The 18114-nt window shown below is 46.1% G+C and carries 17 protein-coding genes; 5 read left to right on the top strand and 12 right to left on the bottom strand.

Going from position 1 to position 18114, the window contains the following annotated elements; genetic code table 11:
* Window positions 1–139: 139 nt before the first annotated feature.
* The 11 genes from NH568_RS04790 to gyrA form a co-directional block, all read right to left on the bottom strand.
* On the bottom strand, window positions 140–577 hold the full coding sequence (locus NH568_RS04790; RefSeq protein ID WP_253045017.1) for a nucleoside deaminase: 438 nt from the start codon (window positions 575–577) through the stop codon (window positions 140–142).
* 138 nt (window positions 578–715) lie between these two features.
* Window positions 716–1129 carry a hypothetical protein gene (locus NH568_RS04785; RefSeq protein ID WP_253045015.1) on the bottom strand — a complete coding sequence of 138 codons (414 nt, stop codon included), beginning with the start codon at window positions 1127–1129 and terminating at the stop codon, window positions 716–718.
* 350 nt (window positions 1130–1479) lie between these two features.
* The gene (gene pyrF / locus NH568_RS04780) at window positions 1480–2190 is read right to left on the bottom strand and encodes an orotidine-5'-phosphate decarboxylase (RefSeq protein WP_253045014.1); all 711 of its coding nucleotides are present in this window, start codon (window positions 2188–2190) and stop codon (window positions 1480–1482) included.
* Window positions 2191–2224: 34 nt separating this feature from the next.
* Window positions 2225–3376, bottom strand: a complete 1152-nt coding sequence (gene lapB, locus NH568_RS04775) for a lipopolysaccharide assembly protein LapB (protein WP_253045013.1) — start codon at window positions 3374–3376, stop codon at window positions 2225–2227.
* Window positions 3373–3636 carry a lipopolysaccharide assembly protein LapA domain-containing protein gene (locus NH568_RS04770; RefSeq protein ID WP_253045012.1) on the bottom strand — a complete coding sequence of 88 codons (264 nt, stop codon included), beginning with the start codon at window positions 3634–3636 and terminating at the stop codon, window positions 3373–3375. Before NH568_RS04770 ends, lapB begins: the two co-directional genes overlap by 4 nt.
* Window positions 3637–3651: 15 nt before the next feature.
* A complete protein-coding gene (ihfB, locus tag NH568_RS04765) occupies window positions 3652–3942 on the bottom strand; it encodes an integration host factor subunit beta (protein WP_046004371.1) in 291 nt (96 codons plus the stop codon).
* 58 nt (window positions 3943–4000) lie between these two features.
* On the bottom strand, window positions 4001–5668 hold the full coding sequence (gene rpsA / locus NH568_RS04760) for a 30S ribosomal protein S1 (protein WP_010384522.1): 1668 nt from the start codon (window positions 5666–5668) through the stop codon (window positions 4001–4003).
* Window positions 5669–5764: 96 nt separating this feature from the next.
* Window positions 5765–6472 carry a (d)CMP kinase gene (gene cmk / locus NH568_RS04755; protein WP_253045011.1) on the bottom strand — a complete coding sequence of 236 codons (708 nt, stop codon included), beginning with the start codon at window positions 6470–6472 and terminating at the stop codon, window positions 5765–5767.
* A gap of 219 nt (window positions 6473–6691) precedes the next feature.
* Window positions 6692–7969 (bottom strand): 3-phosphoshikimate 1-carboxyvinyltransferase, encoded by a 1278-nt coding sequence (gene aroA / locus NH568_RS04750; protein WP_253045010.1) that lies wholly within the window; start codon window positions 7967–7969, stop codon window positions 6692–6694.
* Window positions 7969–9051, bottom strand: coding sequence for a 3-phosphoserine/phosphohydroxythreonine transaminase (serC, locus tag NH568_RS04745; protein WP_253045009.1), 1083 nt, complete (start codon window positions 9049–9051; stop codon window positions 7969–7971). Before serC ends, aroA begins: the two co-directional genes overlap by 1 nt.
* A 146-nt stretch (window positions 9052–9197) precedes the next feature.
* Complete coding sequence (gene gyrA / locus NH568_RS04740) at window positions 9198–11861, bottom strand: DNA topoisomerase (ATP-hydrolyzing) subunit A (protein ID WP_253045008.1); 2664 nt, start codon at window positions 11859–11861, stop codon at window positions 9198–9200.
* A 182-nt stretch (window positions 11862–12043) separates the two neighbouring features.
* Here gyrA and ubiG point away from each other — a divergent pair, with 182 nt between their 5' ends.
* The 5 genes from ubiG to yfaE all read left to right on the top strand — a co-directional run bounded on the left by ubiG (window position 12044) and on the right by yfaE (window position 17504).
* Window positions 12044–12754: a bifunctional 2-polyprenyl-6-hydroxyphenol methylase/3-demethylubiquinol 3-O-methyltransferase UbiG gene (ubiG, locus tag NH568_RS04735; RefSeq protein ID WP_054015018.1), complete on the top strand. Its 711-nt coding sequence runs from the start codon at window positions 12044–12046 to the stop codon at window positions 12752–12754.
* Window positions 12751–13398 (top strand): HAD-IA family hydrolase, encoded by a 648-nt coding sequence (locus NH568_RS04730; RefSeq protein WP_253045004.1) that lies wholly within the window; start codon window positions 12751–12753, stop codon window positions 13396–13398. Before ubiG ends, NH568_RS04730 begins: the two co-directional genes overlap by 4 nt.
* Window positions 13399–13764: 366 nt before the next feature.
* Entirely contained in the window at window positions 13765–16050 is a 2286-nt protein-coding gene (gene nrdA, locus NH568_RS04725; protein WP_253045000.1) for a class 1a ribonucleoside-diphosphate reductase subunit alpha, read from the top strand.
* Window positions 16051–16101: 51 nt separating this feature from the next.
* On the top strand, window positions 16102–17232 hold the full coding sequence (nrdB, locus tag NH568_RS04720) for a class Ia ribonucleoside-diphosphate reductase subunit beta (RefSeq protein WP_125717593.1): 1131 nt from the start codon (window positions 16102–16104) through the stop codon (window positions 17230–17232).
* Window positions 17232–17504, top strand: a complete 273-nt coding sequence (yfaE, locus tag NH568_RS04715) for a class I ribonucleotide reductase maintenance protein YfaE (protein WP_138552579.1) — start codon at window positions 17232–17234, stop codon at window positions 17502–17504. The genes nrdB and yfaE overlap by 1 nt, the downstream gene beginning before the upstream one ends.
* Here the strand turns inward: yfaE and NH568_RS04710 are convergent.
* Complete coding sequence (locus tag NH568_RS04710) at window positions 17496–18020, bottom strand: YaeQ family protein (protein WP_253044998.1); 525 nt, start codon at window positions 18018–18020, stop codon at window positions 17496–17498. The genes yfaE and NH568_RS04710 overlap by 9 nt on opposite strands.
* Between the last annotated feature and the right edge of the window lie 94 nt (window positions 18021–18114).

The following is an 18114-nucleotide window of genomic DNA, read 5'->3' as shown; positions in this document are numbered from 1 at the left end:
GCTTTAGCCTAACAAACATTCAGGTCACAAAACAACCGCAAGAAGAAGAATTAGTGGACTAAGTTCCTTTTTTAATGACGCACATCATAGTCTCAAAGATCTGCCAGCTGCCTGGATAAGCTAGTCACTTTCGATAAGGTCATTCACCTATGTCTTCATTCCATAGATCCGGGCGGGCTTTGATAAACTCGTCCATCATAGTAATGCACTCAGGATCCTGACGGACATCCAGCTCTACACCATTTTCACGTAGTAACGCTTCGTTGCCCATAAAGTTTTTGTTTTCTCCTATCACTACTTTCGGTATACCGTAAAGCATGACAGTTCCTGAGCACATTGGGCAAGGCGACAAAGTGGTATATAAAGTACACTCTTTATATACCGCTGCGCTCAAGCGGCCGGCATTTTCCAATGCATCCATTTCGCCATGTAGCACCGTACTCCCCTTCTGGACTCTCTGATTATGCCCACGCCCAATTATCTGACCTTTATGGACCAGAACAGAACCAATCGGGATCCCCCCTTCATCCAGGCCCTTTTTCGCTTCTTCAATCGCCGCCGCCAAAAACTTATCCATCGCTGCACTCCTGATGTTTATACTAATTCGAATATGAAGACGGATCGTCCTCAACTTCACCCAAGCTAGCATGTAATTGAGGACAAAATAAGAATAGCCTAATTGGATGTTGCGGTGTTATAAAAGCAGATTAACGCTTTAACGCTGCGCCTGATACCTGTATTGCTGATTGAGCTGTTGAGCACGGACATCGTCAACTACACCTTGCTTGTTCAATACCGCAATGATTGAGCCAGGCTTTCTGGCCAAATTAACTGCAATCCTGTCGATCTCCACATTCCCTTTATATTGTTCAAGCACCTGCGCGATATCTTTTTCTGACCAGGGTAAACCGTAATTTTTCGGTAGCCCTTTCTCAAGGTTTTCCTGCTGCTTTTGAGCCAAGGTTCTCTTTACTTTTCTGGCCTTTGGCTGCCACTGTAAAGACTGGAAAAGCGCCCTAATCACGTCCGGATGGTTATAAGGCGACTGTGCAGGCAGGATCTCTCCTGTGATGGGATCAATGCCATTAGCCAGGCCATGCACTATGCTGGCCACTTGTTGCTGGTCCATATCAGCTCCTTGATAGTGATAACATTATATAAACTTCCTGTAACAATATTAGTGTAGCAGGCTAATAGATATTGGGTCGTTTTTTCTAATCTTAATTGAGTAACCAACTTAATATGGGCACGCGGTGATAGCGATTTACCTATTCAGCGTACGCTTTAAAGGCGATAAAATATGGTAAATAACATCGCTCACGCGTCATGCTACCGCACAGGCATCGACATATAGATTGAACAGGTATCAAGTGAAATTGGTGTAATAGGAAGTGCGATAGTCGCCCTAGTCCATTGAGTTAGCGCAACAAGACCAGCTACCTGAAGTTAGCTGGTCTGAAAGTGGTATTCAGTTTGGGTTTAAAGACCCTTAATTGACTCGTTGATGGCGCTCAGGGCCTGAACCGGATCGGTAGCCTGAGTGATAGGTCTGCCAACCACAAGATAATCACTGCCCGATTTTATTGCCAGCTCTGGTGTCATGATACGTTTCTGATCTCCGGCATCACTCCCTGCAGGGCGGATCCCAGGTGTGACCAGACAAAAATCATTACCTAACTCAGCTTTAAGGGATTGCGCTTCCTGAGCTGAGCACACAACACCATCGAGCCCTGATTCTTTTGCCAGTTTTGCTAAGTAAAGCACCTGCTCTTGAGGCGTTTTGTCTACGCCCAGTTTGCTGAGCTGTGCCTGGTCCATGCTGGTCAGCACTGTTACTGCAATCAGCAAGGGGGCTTTGTCTCCATAAGCATCGAGTGCTTGTTTGGCTTTGCTCATCATCTCGGTGCCACCACTGGCATGCACGTTGACCATCCAAACACCCAGCTCGGCTGCAGCAGTTACAGCTTTAGCGACAGTATTTGGGATATCATGGAACTTCAAATCCAGAAATACATCAAACCCTTTATCAATCAGCTTTGAAACAAACTGAGGACCGAAGTAGGTGAACATTTCTTTTCCAACTTTTAGTCGACATTCACTCGGAGAAAGCTGAGATACAAACGCCAACGCAGCAGCTTCATTGTCGTAATCCAGTGCAATAAGCACCTTTTTCATTTCAGTGTTTGACATAGTTGACCTATTTCACCTTTTAACATGTCGATTTTTAATACCCGTCCACGCCCTGACTTGGCAGTATTGACTCCCAAGACTTACAGGAAGGACATAACCAATAGAGTGTGTGGCTGGTGAAACCACAATTGCGACACTGGTAGTCTGGTTTTGTAGCCACATAGGCAGACACCAGGTTGTCTACTTCATTTAATACAGATTGAAACTTATCTTGTCTTCGCGCGAGTAATTTAAGCAAAAAACTGAAACCACGAATTGATGGTTCACGCTTTAATGTGTCTGTGAGATATTCAACCGCCTGCTCTGTGCGGCCTGCTTCCATGAGGCCTTCGCAGTGCTTTATTTTTACCAGCACGCCGCTGGCATTGAGCAAATCATTCACCAACGTATAAAACTCATGCTCAATATTAAGGCGTTGGTAGCAAGTTTGCAGGTCTTGCAATACAAGCGGAATAGCACAGGGAAATTGCGATACCAACTTGCGCCAGTAATAAATGGCTTTAACATTATCCTCTTTGCCCAAAGCATCGTGGCCTAGTTCAAAAAGCGGTCTGATTGTGGTCTTTGGCAATTTGAGCGCTCGCTCAAAATACTCTGTTTCACACTGCTGCTGACCTTGGCTATCAAGCGCAGCTTCGCAATAAAAATTGGCAATTGCGGCACAATAAACTTGTTCTGTAAACAGGTCTGAATGGCTTTCATACATATTGACACCCTTTTGCCATTCGCGCGTTTGCGAGTAAAGCTGAATAATGGGCGTCAATGCTTCTTCATAATCCGCTTTAACCAACTCGACTAAATGCTCTTCAGCACTGTCTAATAAACCGGCCATGATGTAGTCTTCAGCAAGGGCGAGTTTGCAAGATTGGATAATCTGTTTGTCCAAACTGGGCTGCTTAAGTAAAAGCTCATGAATACGGATGGCTCGATCGAGCTCACCCCTTTTGCGGAATAAAGTGGCAAGTATGAGGTAGTGCTCCACTGAGTCAGCACTGACCTCTAATAATTTTATCAGGTGTTCAAGACCCTGATCTTCTTCTCTATCTAAAAGAAATTTTAATCCTTTGCTGTACTCCGAAGTAATTTTTCGGTTTTGTTCATGAGCTTGATTCTTAGCGCTGTTTTTCCCCATAACGTAGCCATAAGCAGCTGCTACCGGAAGCAATAGGAAAAGTAACTCTATCATTTATTACTTTGCGCTTGCGTCGAATGATTGACTCTCTGCTGTTGGCGAATTTGCCTTTTTAACTGCGTTATTTTGCCAACGCCCAGCAACAGCCCTAATACCAAACCGAATACCACACAAAGGCTCATTAAACTAGCCAACGGTACTTCTGAACTGGCGATGATATAATCCACTCTGACCAAAGCTGGGTTTTGTGTCCCCAGTACAAAAGCGATTATCACCAGTACCAAAAATAATCCTTTTCTTACAACCTGGATCAAGCGTTACCTCTTTATTCAGCTTTCAAGACTGGCGTTTACGCGGTCGCGAAGTTCTTTACCAGGTTTAAAGTGAGGTACGTACTTTCCATCCAGCTCTACGGTTTCACCAGTTTTGGGGTTGCGGCCCGTACGAGGTGAACGATAGTGGAGTGAAAAGCTACCAAAGCCGCGGATTTCGATGCGATCCGAGCTTGAAAGCGAACCTGCCATCTGCTCTAAAATCTCTTTTACCGCATTTTCAACGTCTTTGACTGGAACGTGAATATGTTGCTCAGCAAGTTTTTCGATTAGTTCTGACTTTGTCATAGCGTTTCCTTTAGATAAAAAAGAAGGGCAAAAGTGCCCTTCTATTCAAGACTGGATATTAGTCTTTTTGAGCGTTTTTGAAAGCTGCAGCCATTGCATTTTCGAATGCTGGCTCTTCTTTCTTCAGCTTCTCAAGCGCTTCTTTCTCTTCAGCTTCGAAGATAGCTTTAACAGATAGGCTGATAGTACGGTTCTTACGATCAACACCTACGAATTTAGCTTCAATTTCGTCGCCTGCAGAAACAACGCTAGTTGCGTCTTCGATGCGCTCTTGTGCGATGTCAGCAACACGGATGTAGCCTTCAACGCCTTCGATAAGCTCAACAGTTGCGCCTTTCGCGTCAACGTCTGTCACTTTACCTTTAACAATAGCACCTTTTTTGTTTGCGTCTAGGTAGTTATTGAAAGGATCAGCTTCGATTTGCTTAACGCCTAGTGAGATACGCTCACGCTCTGGGTCAACCTGAAGAACGATTGCAGAGATCTCGTCGCCTTTCTTGTATTCACGTACAGCTTCTTCGCCAGGCGTGTTCCAAGAAATGTCAGACAGGTGTACAAGACCGTCGATACCACCGTCAAGACCGATGAAGATACCGAAGTCAGTGATAGACTTGATCTTACCAGTAACTTGATCGCCTTTGTTCTGTAGACGAGCAAATTCCTGCCAAGGGTTAGCTTTACACTGCTTAAGACCTAGAGAAATACGACGACGCTCTTCGTCGATTTCAAGAACCATCACTTCAACTGTGTCACCTAGTGATACAACTTTTGAAGGGTGGATGTTCTTGTTAGTCCAGTCCATTTCAGATACGTGTACCAGACCTTCAACGCCTTCTTCGATTTCAACGAAACAACCGTAGTCAGTCAGGTTAGTAACACGACCAGTTAGCTTAGCGCCTTCTGGGTAACGACCAGCGATAGCTGCCCATGGATCTTCGCCAAGTTGCTTAAGACCTAGAGAAACACGCGTTTTCTCTTTGTCGAACTTAAGTACTTTAACAGCGATCTCGTCACCAACATTTACGATTTCACTTGGGTGCTTAACGCGCTTCCAAGCCATGTCAGTGATGTGAAGTAGGCCGTCAACACCGCCCAGATCTACGAACGCACCGTAGTCTGTCAGGTTCTTAACGATACCTTTAACTTCTTGACCTTCAACAAGGTTAGCCAGCAGCTCTTCACGCTCTTGTGAGTTTTCAGACTCAATAACAGCACGACGAGAAACAACTACGTTGTTACGCTTCTGGTCAAGCTTGATTACTTTGAACTCAAGCTCTTTACCTTCAAGGTGTGTTGTGTCACGTACTGGACGAACGTCAACAAGTGAACCAGGTAGGAATGCACGGATTGAATCAACTTCAACTGTGAAACCACCTTTAACTTTACCGTTGATGATACCAACAACAGTTTCTTGTTCTTCACAAGCTTTCTCAAGGCGGATCCAAGCTTCGTGACGCTTCGCTTTCTCACGAGAAAGGATAGTTTCACCGAAACCATCTTCGATTGCGTCTAGTGCAACATCTACTTCGTCGCCAACAGCAACTTCTAGTTCACCAGCAGCATTTTTGAATTGCTCTGCAGGGATTGCACTTTCAGACTTAAGGCCAGCATCAACAAGAACAATGTTGTTCTCGATTGAAATAACTGTACCTTTAACGATAGAGCCTTGCTCTGCTTCAAAACCCTTTAGGCTTTCTTCAAATAACTGCGCAAAATTTTCTGACATACTAAATACGTCTCATAAATAAACATTCCAATTAGCAACCATGCTGCATGGGGTGGTTAATATAACGTCGGCTTCCTGCCAACGCGGTAAAAAAATCTAAAACGATGCGGGCAATTTACCAGCGGCAATCGCCTCTTGAACCAAAGTGGTGACTTTCGCAAACACTTGTTCTGCATCTAATTCAGTTGTATCAACCACGATAGCGTCATCCGCAGGCACCAAAGGCGCGACTTTGCGGTTCATATCACGGTCATCACGAGCTTCAATCTCGCTTAAAAGACCATCTAGTGTAACATCCAGGCCTTTATCCTTCAACTCCAGATAACGACGCTTTGCACGCTCTTGTGCACTGGCTGTTAAATAAATTTTCAATTCAGCTTTTGGGAAAACGATAGTGCCCATATCTCTGCCATCGGCAATCAGACCTCTTTCACTGCGAAAGGCTCTTTGGCGACGCAGTAGCGCTTCACGAACCCGGGGTAATGCGGCTATTTTTGACGCCGCTGCGCCTACTTCCTCATTACGAATGGTATGTGTTACGTCCTCACCTTCAAGTATCACTTTAATTTTTTTCGTAACGCCATCGATTGGAAACTGAACATCCAGATTCGCGGCCAGAGGCACTAAAGCCTCTTCGTTATCGAGTGCAATATGATGATGAATAGCGGCCAAAGATAAAACGCGATAAATAGCGCCACTATCCAACACGTCCCAATCGAGCTTTTCAGCAAGCAAACGGCAAACCGTTCCTTTACCTGAGCCGCTTGGACCGTCTACGGTGATTACTGGCATTACAGCCTGCATTTAAACCTCCCGAAATGCACACCAAAAATTAACGGCAGTATTATACGCAAGTTTGCTGAATAGATCCTTATTGACATGTAACTTTTTGTTTGATTTTAAATTTACAGTACAAAGAATAATGGGTGGGATGGTACGACAGGCAACCTGTTCATAAGCAACAAGTTGCCTGAGAGCGGCTATATTTCAGTTCTCTAACTCGACTAGACAGCCGATTCGATGTTACTGACTAACCGAAGACAAAACGTCAAAGTAAGTTGGGAAGGTTTTCGCTGTACAGCCAGGGTCGTTAATGATGACATCCACCCCACCTACGGCCAACATAGAGAAGCACATGGCAATACGGTGGTCATTATAGGTATCGATCTCTGCCAGGTGAAAAGCCTCTGGCGGTGTGATTTCGATGAAATCGTGCCCTTCAATCACCTCAGCACCAACCTTTTTAAGCTCCGTTGCCATCGCGTACAAACGATCTGTTTCTTTGACACGCCAGTTATAGATGTTGCGAATTGCTGTTTTGCCTTTTGCAAACAAAGCGACGGTCGCCAATGTCATTGCAGCATCAGGGATCGCGTTGGCGTCAATATCAACCCCGTTGAGCTCACCTTTACGTACCACCAACTTTTCGTCATGCCAGTCAATCACCGCACCTACTTGCTCCATCACAGAAGCAAAGCCGATATCTCCCTGGACACTCTTACGTCCCACACCATTGATTTCGATTTCACCGCCGGCAATGGCAGCTGCGGCAATAAAGTAAGATGCCGACGATGCGTCACCTTCAACCATGATACTACCTGGAGAAACATAACCCTGCTGGCCTTTAACATGAAATATCTGATAGTTGTCATGCTCAACCGTAACGCCAAACTGCGCCATCACACCCAGCGTTATGTCTATGTAGGGTTTTGAAACCAGCTCACCTTTGATACGGATGGTGGTGTCCTTGACAAACAGTGGTGCAGCCATAAGCAGAGCCGTCAGAAACTGACTTGAAATGCTACCGTCAATTTCAACGTCTCCCCCCTCAATGGCATCCCCGTTGACCTGTAGCGGAGGGTAGTCTTTATTTTTCAAATATTTTATGTCAGCGCCTAAGGTATGTAATGCATCAACAAGATGACCAATAGGACGCTCTTCCATTCGAGGTTCACCGATCAGGGTAAACTGGCCCTGAGATGCCGCCAACACGGCAGTCAGAGGCCTGAATGCGGTTCCCGCGTTACCCAAAAATAACGCTTCAGACGGGGTTTTGAAACGTCCGCCCTGGCCATAAACTCGCGCAGACGTGCTATCCGCGTTTAACTCAACGTTTACGCCCATCTCTGCAAGCGCTAACAGCATATGGCGAATATCATCACTGTCGAGCAGGTTGTTTACTTGGGTGACACCATCACACAAGGCTGCCAATAATAAAACCCGATTTGACAGGCTCTTAGAGCCAGGCAAAGTAACCCTGCCGCTCACCTTGTTAATCGCGTTTAGTCTGAGTTGCTCCATCAGCTGTTCTCCCGGGCGAATTTTTCCATAAATGCGATCAACGCCTTGATCCCTTCAACGGGCATTGCATTGTAGATACTGGCTCGCATCCCGCCCACAAAACGGTGGCCTTCCAATGCAATCAGGCCGTTTTCCTGCGCCTGTGACAGAAATTTTTCATTCAACGATTCATCGTGCAACCAGAATGGTACATTCATCAGAGAGCGGCAGTGTTTAGCAACCTTGTTCAGGTAGAAAGAAGAGCTGTCGATGTAATCGTACAGAAGCGCAGCCTTTTCTTTATTGTGTGCTTCCATCGCCTTAACGCCACCGATGGACTCAAGGTATTTGAATACCTCGGCGGCCAGATACCAGGCAAACGTCGGTGGCGTGTTGTACATGCTTTGCTGTTGTGCTTCGATTGCGTAATCTAAAATAGCAGGTCTCGGTAAACCTGTGCGCTCAAGCAGCGTTTTGCGCACAATTGCAATACTGAGCCCTGATGGGCCAATGTTTTTCTGTGCACCAGCATAAATCAAATCAAAGTCGTCCACGTTCATTTCACGCGACAGAATATTTGAAGACATATCTGCAACAATCGGCGCGGTTGGATGCTTTGGTACATCAAATAGCTCTATGCCATCAATGGTTTCGTTAGGACAATAGTGAATATATGCCGCATTTTCAGGCAAATCCCACTGTGACACAGGCAGCACATCAAAAACCCCCTCCTGATCACGGCGAATATCAATCGCCTCAACCTGCGTGAATTTCTGACCTTCTTTTGTCGCACCACAGGACCAGATACCATTTTCAATGTAAACACCGGGCGCATCGTCCTGGTGCAAGTTAAGAGGCACTGCCGCAAAGTGGCCGCGACCACCACCGTGCATAAATAGCACCTCAAATTCATCTGAAATATTCATCAGGCGGCGCAAACTTGCTTCACATTCACGGGCCAGCTCCAGAAATGGCGCTGAACGGTGACTGATCTCCATGACAGAGACGCCAAGGTTCTGCCAGTTAATAAATTCTTGTTGGGCTTTTTTCATAACAGCAGGAGGTAACATCGCCGGACCTGCACAAAAGTTATAAACGCTCATAATTTCCTCATTCCAGTTTTTATACTGCACCAGGCAGTGTACTTAATTATTTTTGTGAACGCACAGAACGTGATGTTGTGCGCTCACATTATGTCTGTCGAAATAATAAAAAAGCGGCCTAAGCCGCTTTTTTATCTTCACCCAGATTACTCTGGTGCCTGCTCTTCAGTGTCAGGCGTTTCAACAAGCTCGGCTTCCCCTTCCAGGGTATCGTCGATTTCAATCTCTTCGATACGTTGTAAACCAACTACCTGCTCGTCGTCAACCGTTCTTATCAGGATAACACCCTGAGTATTACGTCCAACGGTAGATACCTCGTTGACTCGGGTACGTACCAGGGTACCACGGTTAGAGATCAGCATAATTTCGTCATTGTCCTGAACTTGTACGGCCCCAACCACACGACCGTTACGCTCAGTCACCTTAATTGACACAACCCCCTGGGTTGCACGGCTCTTCGCTGGATATTCCTCAAGTGGCGTACGCTTACCATAACCGTTTTCAGTCACGGTCAGAATGGCGCCGTCATTCTTAGGTACAATTAACGAAACAACTTTCACGTCATCAGGCATCTTAATACCGCGTACACCTGTAGCAGTACGACCCATAGGACGCAGTGCCATCATTTCTTCACCTGTTTCAGGGTCAATCTTCACTTCACCGGTTTCTGAGTCGCGCAGCTTCTCGTTGAAGCGAACGACTTTACCATGGTCAGTGAATAGCATGATGTCGTTTGTGCCATCAGTGATATCTGCACCTATCAGGTTATCACCGTCATTCAGGTTGATAGCGATAATCCCGCTTGCACGTTGGCGGCTGTATGCTGTCAGTGGAGTCTTCTTCACGACACCATTGGCCGTCGCCATCAGTACAAATTTATCGTCTTCATACTGTTTAACCGGCAGAATCGTGGTGATACGCTCATCGGCTTCCAGCGGCAGTAAATTAACGATTGGCTTACCACGTGCAGCACGTGATGCCAGTGGCAACTGGTACACTTTAAGCCAATACAGGCGCCCTGAGGTGGAGAAGCACAAAATAGTATCGTGGGTATTGGCAACTAGCAGACGTTCAATGAAGTCTTCATCCTTCATCTTAGTTGCAGCTTTACCTTTACCACCACGACGCTGCGCTTCGTAATCAGATAGCGGCTGATATTTCACATAGCCTTCGTGAGACAGAGTTACAACCACATCTTCTTCGTTGATCAGATCTTCCAGGCTAATATCGTGCGCTGCCGCAGAAATTTCAGTACGGCGATCATCGCCATAGTTTTCTTTAATCTCTGCCAGCTCATCACGGATCACTTCCATCAGACGATCTGGTGATGACAAAATCAGTAATAGCTCTGCAATTAAATCCAGTAACTCCTGGTATTCGCCCAAGATCTTTTCATGCTCAAGGCCTGTTAGCTTGTGTAAGCGTAAATCAAGGATAGCCTGAGCTTGTTGCTCTGACAGGTAGTACTGACCATCACGGATCCCAAGCTCAGCGTCAAGCCAGTCTGGACGTGCCACGTTTTCTTCGCCAGCACGCTCCAGCATAGAGCGTACAGAACCCAGCTCCCATGGACGAGCAGTTAGTGCAGCTTTTGCCTCTGCCGGGGTCGGTGACTTACGGATAAGCTCAATAATAGGATCGATGTTCGCCAACGCAATCGCCAAACCTTCTAGCGTGTGTGCGCGATCACGTGCTTTACGCAAGTCATATACGGTACGACGCGTAACCACTTCACGGCGGTGAACAATAAAGGCTTCAAGCATTTCTTTAAGGTTAAAACACTTCGGCTGATTGTTATCCAGCGCAACCATGTTGATACCAAACACAGTTTGTAGCTGAGTTTGGGCATACAGGTTGTTCAGTACAACTTCGCCTACTTCACCACGTTTGATCTCAATAACGATACGCATACCGTCTTTGTCAGATTCGTCACGCAGTGCGCTGATCCCTTCTACCTTTTTGTCTTTAACCAGCTCGGCGATTTTCTCTATCAAACGCGCTTTGTTAACCTGATATGGGATCTCATTGACAATGATGGTTTCTTTGCCGGTTTTCTCGTCGGTTTCGATCTCTGCGCGGGCACGAATATAGACTTTACCACGGCCGGTTTTATAAGCCTGCTCGATGCCTTTCTTGCCATTAATGATAGCTGCGGTCGGAAAATCCGGACCCGGGATATAATCAATCAACTCATCAATAGTGATGTCCGGGTTTTGGATCACAGCCAGACAGCCGTTGATCACTTCTGTCAGGTTATGAGGCGGAATGTTTGTTGCCATACCAACCGCGATACCAGACGAACCATTCACCAGCAGGTTGGGTACTTTTGTTGGCAGTACATCAGGAATTTGCTCAGTGCCATCATAGTTAGGCACATAGTCTACGGTTTCTTTGTCCAGATCAGCCAATAGCTCATGAGACATTTTAGCCATACGCACTTCGGTATAACGCATCGCAGCTGCCGAGTCACCATCAACAGAACCGAAGTTACCCTGACCATCCACCAGCATGTAGCGCAGTGAGAAAGGCTGTGCCATACGAACTATGGTATCGTAAACCGCACTATCACCGTGCGGGTGGTATTTACCGATCACGTCGCCCACAACACGGGCTGATTTCTTATAAGGTTTGTTCCAGTCGTTACGCAATTCGTTCATTGCGAATAACACGCGACGGTGTACAGGCTTCAGGCCATCGCGGACATCCGGCAACGCACGTCCAACGATAACGCTCATCGCGTAATCAAGGTAGGAATTTTTCAATTCGTCTTCGATATTGACCGGGAGGATTTCATTGGCAAGATCAGTCATTTAATACCACTTTCCTTCAGAGTCTTTCCCTTTTGTGTCACACTATGGACATCAAAAGGCTCAATTATTATTAGTTCGACTGGGGATACTATCATAGTTTCTGCCCTAATGCAGTGGCTAAATCACTCGGAAATTTAATCCAATACCGATAGAATGCCCTCAGTTCAACGAGGAAGTTTTTTATGACCGAACATCAAAATGTAGATTTAAGTGAAATTGCGAAATTTGAAGAGATAGCAGAACGCTGGTGGGATCGCGAAGGCGAATTTAAGCCGCTGCACGATATCAATCCGCTGCGATTAGATTTTATCAATGACCGCTGTGGCGGGTTATTTGAGAAAAATGTGCTGGATGTCGGCTGCGGTGGCGGCATTCTGACCGAAAGCATGGCAAAGCTTGGCGCTAAAGCACACGGTATTGATTTGGGCCAGGAACCGTTGAACGTTGCTAAATTACACGCACTCGAAGCGGGAGTTAGCATAGACTACCGTAAAGTGTCTGCCGAAGAATTTGCTGCACACCACCCCGAGCAGTTTGACGTAGTCACCTGTATGGAGATGTTAGAACACGTACCTGATCCTGCATCTATCGTTGCAGCGGTTGCAAAAGCAGCCAAACCCGGGGCTGATGTGTTTTTTTCAACATTGAATAAAACCCACAAGGCGTTCTTACTTGCTGTCGTTGCTGCGGAACGTGTATTAAAAATGGTTCCTCCAGGCACACATGACCATAATAAATTCATTCGCCCTTCAACTTTGATTGGCTGGGCTGAAGCTGAAGGCCTGAAAGTACGTCGCGCTGCCGGGATTAACTACAACCCGTTTGGCAAAACCTTTACACTGACCAATGATGTCAGTGTCAATTACCTACTACATTTTGAGAAGCTAGCATGACACAGGCCGTAATATTTGACCTCGATGGGACATTGCTCGATACCAGTGATGACTTAGGCGGTGCACTGAACCACGTTTTGAAAAAACATGGTATGGCGCAAGTCGATCGCGCTGTTTATAGCCCGGCTATCTCCAATGGTGTAAAAGCATTATTGGAAGTTGGCTTTGGTGATAAACTCAGTGAATTCGACTTCGAAACGCTCAAGCAGGAAGTGCTCGACTACTATGCACAGAATCTGGCAGTTCACTCACACTGTTTTACAGGAGTTGAGTCTTTACTGGAGGCTCTTGCGCAGAAAGGGATCAAAACGGGCATCATGACCAACAAGCCAACCTTTCTGACCCTGCCCTTGCTGGCACAAATCGCCGTACTCAGAGAGATTGAGGTCGTTGTCTGTGGCGATACCTTAACCGTTGCCAAACCCCATCCTGAGCCGCTGCTGCTTGTGGCAGAAAAACTGGGAGTTAACCCTGAGCAATGTATATATGTAGGAGACGCTGCTCGAGATATTGCTGCGGCCAAAGCCGCAGGTATGAGGTCAGCGGCAGCCTTATGGGGTTTCATTCCATCCCTGGAAGAGGCACACAGCTGGTCTGCGGATCTGGATCTTACTAACCCAGAATCGATCTTTTCTCATATTTAGTGTCATTGATAATAAAACACCACTATATATTGTGTTTTATACTATATTGAGAACAAAGTTGCGCAGAAAAAAAACAGTCGTGCAATTTGCGAAAATTTCTTAAAAAAAGCGAAAAATCGACTGGTGTGAGTTGATTTTTTTTTGCTTACAGCGTCGTTGGATAGCAGAAGGTTAGTATTTGCTAACATAAAAATATTATCCCTATGTTATCCACAATCCATAGAAAGTTGTTCTATTGCAAAATGACGCTAACCCCACTATCTTGTGATCCTCTTTCTAGCGGACACCATATATAGTGGTGAAATGCTAAGCAATTATGAATATGCGATGAAAATTACCGCATTCCGGGGGAATACAGGCGTAGCTATGAACCAACAATTATCTGTCAGTAAACGAAACGGCCGTAAAGAGCCGCTTGATTTAGATAAAATTCATCGAGTGATAAACTGGGCGGCAGAAGGCCTGAATAATGTGTCGGTTTCTCAGGTCGAGCTTAAGTCTCACATTCAGTTTTATGATGGTATTCGTACAGAAGACATTCATGAGACAATCATTAAAGCAGCTGCCGATCTAATCTCAAAAGACACACCAGACTACCAATACCTTGCGGCGCGTCTGGCTGTATTCCATTTGCGCAAGAAGGCCTATGGCCAGTTCGAACCACCTCATCTTTACGACCACGTGACTAAACTGGTTGAAGACAAGCGCTATGATGCAGGTCTTTTAACCGACTATACCCGTGAAGAATATGAGCAGCTAAACGACTTCCTCGCTCATGACCGTGATATGTCGTTCAGTTATGCTGCGGTAAAACAGCTCGAAGGTAAGTACCTGGTTCAGAACCGTGTAACGGGTGAAATCTATGAAAGTGCTCAGTTCCTGTATATCCTGGTTGCTGCCAGCCTGTTTTCAGATTATCCAAAAGAAACACGCCTTGATTACATCAAGCGTTTTTACGATGCGGTTTCACAGTTCAAGATTTCGTTGCCGACACCTATTATGTCGGGCGTACGTACGCCAACGCGCCAGTTCAGCTCGTGTGTGTTAATTGAAACAGCGGACAGCCTGGATTCGATTAACGCCACCTCATCTGCCATCGTAAAATACGTCAGTCAGCGCGCTGGGATTGGGGTCAATGCAGGTCGGATCCGTGCTCTGGGCAGCCCTATCCGTAACGGCGAGGCTTTCCACACCGGCTGTATTCCATTCTACAAACACTTCCAGACAGCGGTTAAAAGCTGCTCTCAAGGTGGTGTGCGTGGCGGTGCAGCAACACTGTTCTACCCGCTTTGGCATCTGGAAGTTGAAAACCTGCTGGTTCTGAAGAACAACCGTGGTGTTGAGGAAAACCGTGTAAGACACCTGGACTACGGTGTTCAATTCAACAAAACCATGTACACGCGTCTGATCAAAGATGACTACATCACGCTATTCAGTCCGTCAGACGTACCGGGATTGTACGATGCCTTCTTTGAGGATCAGGACAAATTTGAGCGCTTATATGTACAATATGAGCAAGACGAGTCTATCCGTAAGAAGCGCATAAAGGCACTTGAGCTGTTCTCTATGTTTGCGCAGGAACGTGCAAGCACGGGCCGTATCTATCTGCAAAACGTCGATCACTGCAACACCCATAGCCCGTTTGATGCCAAAGTTGCGCCTATCCGCCAGTCTAACCTGTGCCTGGAAATTGCACTGCCAACTAAGCCACTCAGTCATGTTAATGATGAAGAAGGCGAAATCGCCCTGTGTACGCTGTCGGCCTTTAACCTGGGTGCTATCAGCAGCCTGGATGAGCTTGAAGAGTTAGCAGAATTAGCCGTTCGCGCTTTGGACAACTTGCTTGACTTCCAGGACTACCCTGTTCCGGCTGCAAGAAATGCAACTATGGGTCGTCGTACACTGGGTATTGGTGTTATCAACTATGCCTACTACCTGGCTAAGAATGGCGTAAAATATTCAAATGGCAGTGCTAACGGCCTGACCCACAGAACGTTTGAAGCGATTCAGTACTACCTGATGAAAGCGTCCAACAAGCTGGCTCAGGAACGCGGCGCATGTCCTAAGTTCAATGAGACAACGTACGCAAAAGGTATTATGCCAATTGATACCTACAAGAAAGATGTCGACAACATCTGTAACGAGCCACTACACCTTGACTGGGACGCACTGCGTCAGGACATTATGCAGTACGGCATGCGTAACTCTACCCTGTCTGCACTGATGCCATCAGAGACCTCCTCACAGATCTCAAACGCAACCAATGGTATCGAGCCACCACGCGGTCATATTAGCGTTAAGGCCAGTAAAGATGGTATCCTAAAGCAAGTTGTGCCTGAGTACGAAAGACTGAAGGACAACTACGAGCTGCTATGGGATATCCCGTCAAACGATGGTTACCTTGGTCTGGTAGGTATTATGCAAAAGTTTGTTGATCAAACTATCTCAGCAAACACGAACTACGACCCGACTAAGTTTGAGGGTGGTAAAGTACCTATGAAGCTGTTGCTTAAAGATTTGCTTACTGCATACAAACTGGGTGTGAAAACCCTGTATTACCACAACACCCGTGACGGTGCATCGGATGCTCAGGACGAAATGAAACCTGAGGTTGAAGACGATGATTGTGCAGGCGGCGCTTGTAAAATCTAATCATGGTTAGCGGGTATTTTACCCGCTCTTTTTTGGTGTCGAGAATTATCTATGTCGTATTCTACGTTTAACAGAACCCACAACGATCAATTACAGGAACCGATGTTTTTCGGTCAGTCTGTTAATGTCTCCCGTTATGATCAGCAGAAGTACCCTATCTTCGAAAAGCTGATTGAAAAGCAGCTGTCTTTTTTCTGGCGACCAGAAGAGGTCGATGTGAGCAAAGACAGGTTAGATTTTCAGGCATTACCAGAGCACGAAAAGCACATTTTCCTGAGTAACCTGAAGTATCAAACTCTGTTAGACAGTGTTCAGGGGCGTTCTCCAAACGTGGCTTTGTTGCCTATTGTATCAATCCCTGAGCTGGAAACCTGGATTGAAACCTGGGCGTTCAGTGAAACTATTCACAGCCGCTCATACACACACATTATTCGTAATGTGACTAAATCACCGGAGCTTATTTTCGACGACATCGTTGAAAACGATAAGATCAGTGAGCGTGCAGAGGCCGTGACTAAGCACTATGATGAACTAATAGAAAAAGTGTCACTTTATAACCTGTACGGCGAAGGCAAACACGAAATCAACGGTGAGACAGTGCATATTAACCTGTTCGAGCTGAAGAAAATGCTGTATCTGTGCATCATGTCGGTGAACATTCTGGAAGCTATTCGGTTTTATGTAAGCTTTGCCTGTTCGTTTGCATTTGCTGAGCGTGAGCTGATGGAAGGTAATGCAAAAATCATTAAGCTTATCGCCCGCGACGAAGCGCTCCACCTGTCTGGTACTCAGCACATTCTGAATATCATGCAAGATGGCAAAGACGACCCGGAAATGGCCATTGTTGCTGCACAATGTCAGGAACAAGCCATTCAGATGTTCGTAGAAGCCGCGGAGCAGGAAAAAGAATGGGCTGAATACCTGTTTAAAGATGGCTCTATGATTGGTCTGAATAAAGACATTCTGTGTCAGTATGTTGAGTACATCACCAATGTCCGCATGACTGCGGTTGGATTACCAGCACAGTTTGAAAGCAATAGTAACCCAATCCCCTGGATCAATGCCTGGTTAGTCTCTGACAACGTTCAGGTTGCCCCTCAGGAAGCTGAGATTAGTTCTTACCTGGTTGGTCAGATTGACTCTGAAGTCGATGCCTCTGACTTTGGTGACTTTGATCTGTAATGGCAGACAGGCCAGTCAAAAAAATCTTTCTTGACCCAGAAAAAGAGCCGCTGTTACACGCGGCTCACTCCCCTTCATTACTCGCAACACTTGAAGCAAATCAGGTTGAAGTAGCCTATCAATGTAGAGAGGGGTTCTGCGGCGCCTGTCGCGCCAAGTTATGTCGGGGTAAGATTGCCTATAATCAGGAACCTTTGGCGTTTGTACGTGACGGAGAAATTTTGCTATGTTGCAGCAAACCCGTGACCGATGTGATCATTAAGCTAGTGTAGTTTAATGATCTCACTTTGATAGTAATCCGCTTTATCACTTACACTGATCACGCCGTTATCAATGATCACATCCCAGTGCAGGCTGCGAGAAAGTGCAGCAGCGAGTTGGCTCACAAAATCCGCCGATAATGAAAAAATACGAATGTCCTGCATCGCTATCAGATGGGAAGAAAGCTCCTTGTACCAGGCGTCTGCGCCGGCTACCAGACAAACCACTTTATTTGCATGCTTACGATACTTCTGCAGCTCACCCAGGCTGAGCTCACCAATATATAGCGCAACCTCAATTTGGCCTTGGGCATTTTCAAGCCAGACATCGGGCTGATTTTTCTCTCTCACTCCCAGCCAGTGCACGTTGTCTAAGTAAGACAAGCCACAGAAACCTATTAGCTTCAACACAAAGTGCTCCAGTGTTTCGGCTTTTTGCAACGCTGCGGTGAACACTTCCTGATGATGTGCATGATGAAACAAGTCTGCTATGTTCATCCGTACTTTAAAAACAAAGAGATCTGTCATAATTCATCCATCCAAACCTATCACTGTAACTATATGAAGCCGTCAAAATAATGCAACCTTGCGGATATAGTATAACATCATTGATACCGCATTG

This window comes from Pseudoalteromonas sp. XMcav2-N (genome assembly GCF_024124545.1).
In the GTDB taxonomy this organism is placed as follows: Bacteria; Pseudomonadota; Gammaproteobacteria; order Enterobacterales; family Alteromonadaceae; genus Pseudoalteromonas.
This window is presented reverse-complemented; position numbering and strand designations above follow the sequence as displayed.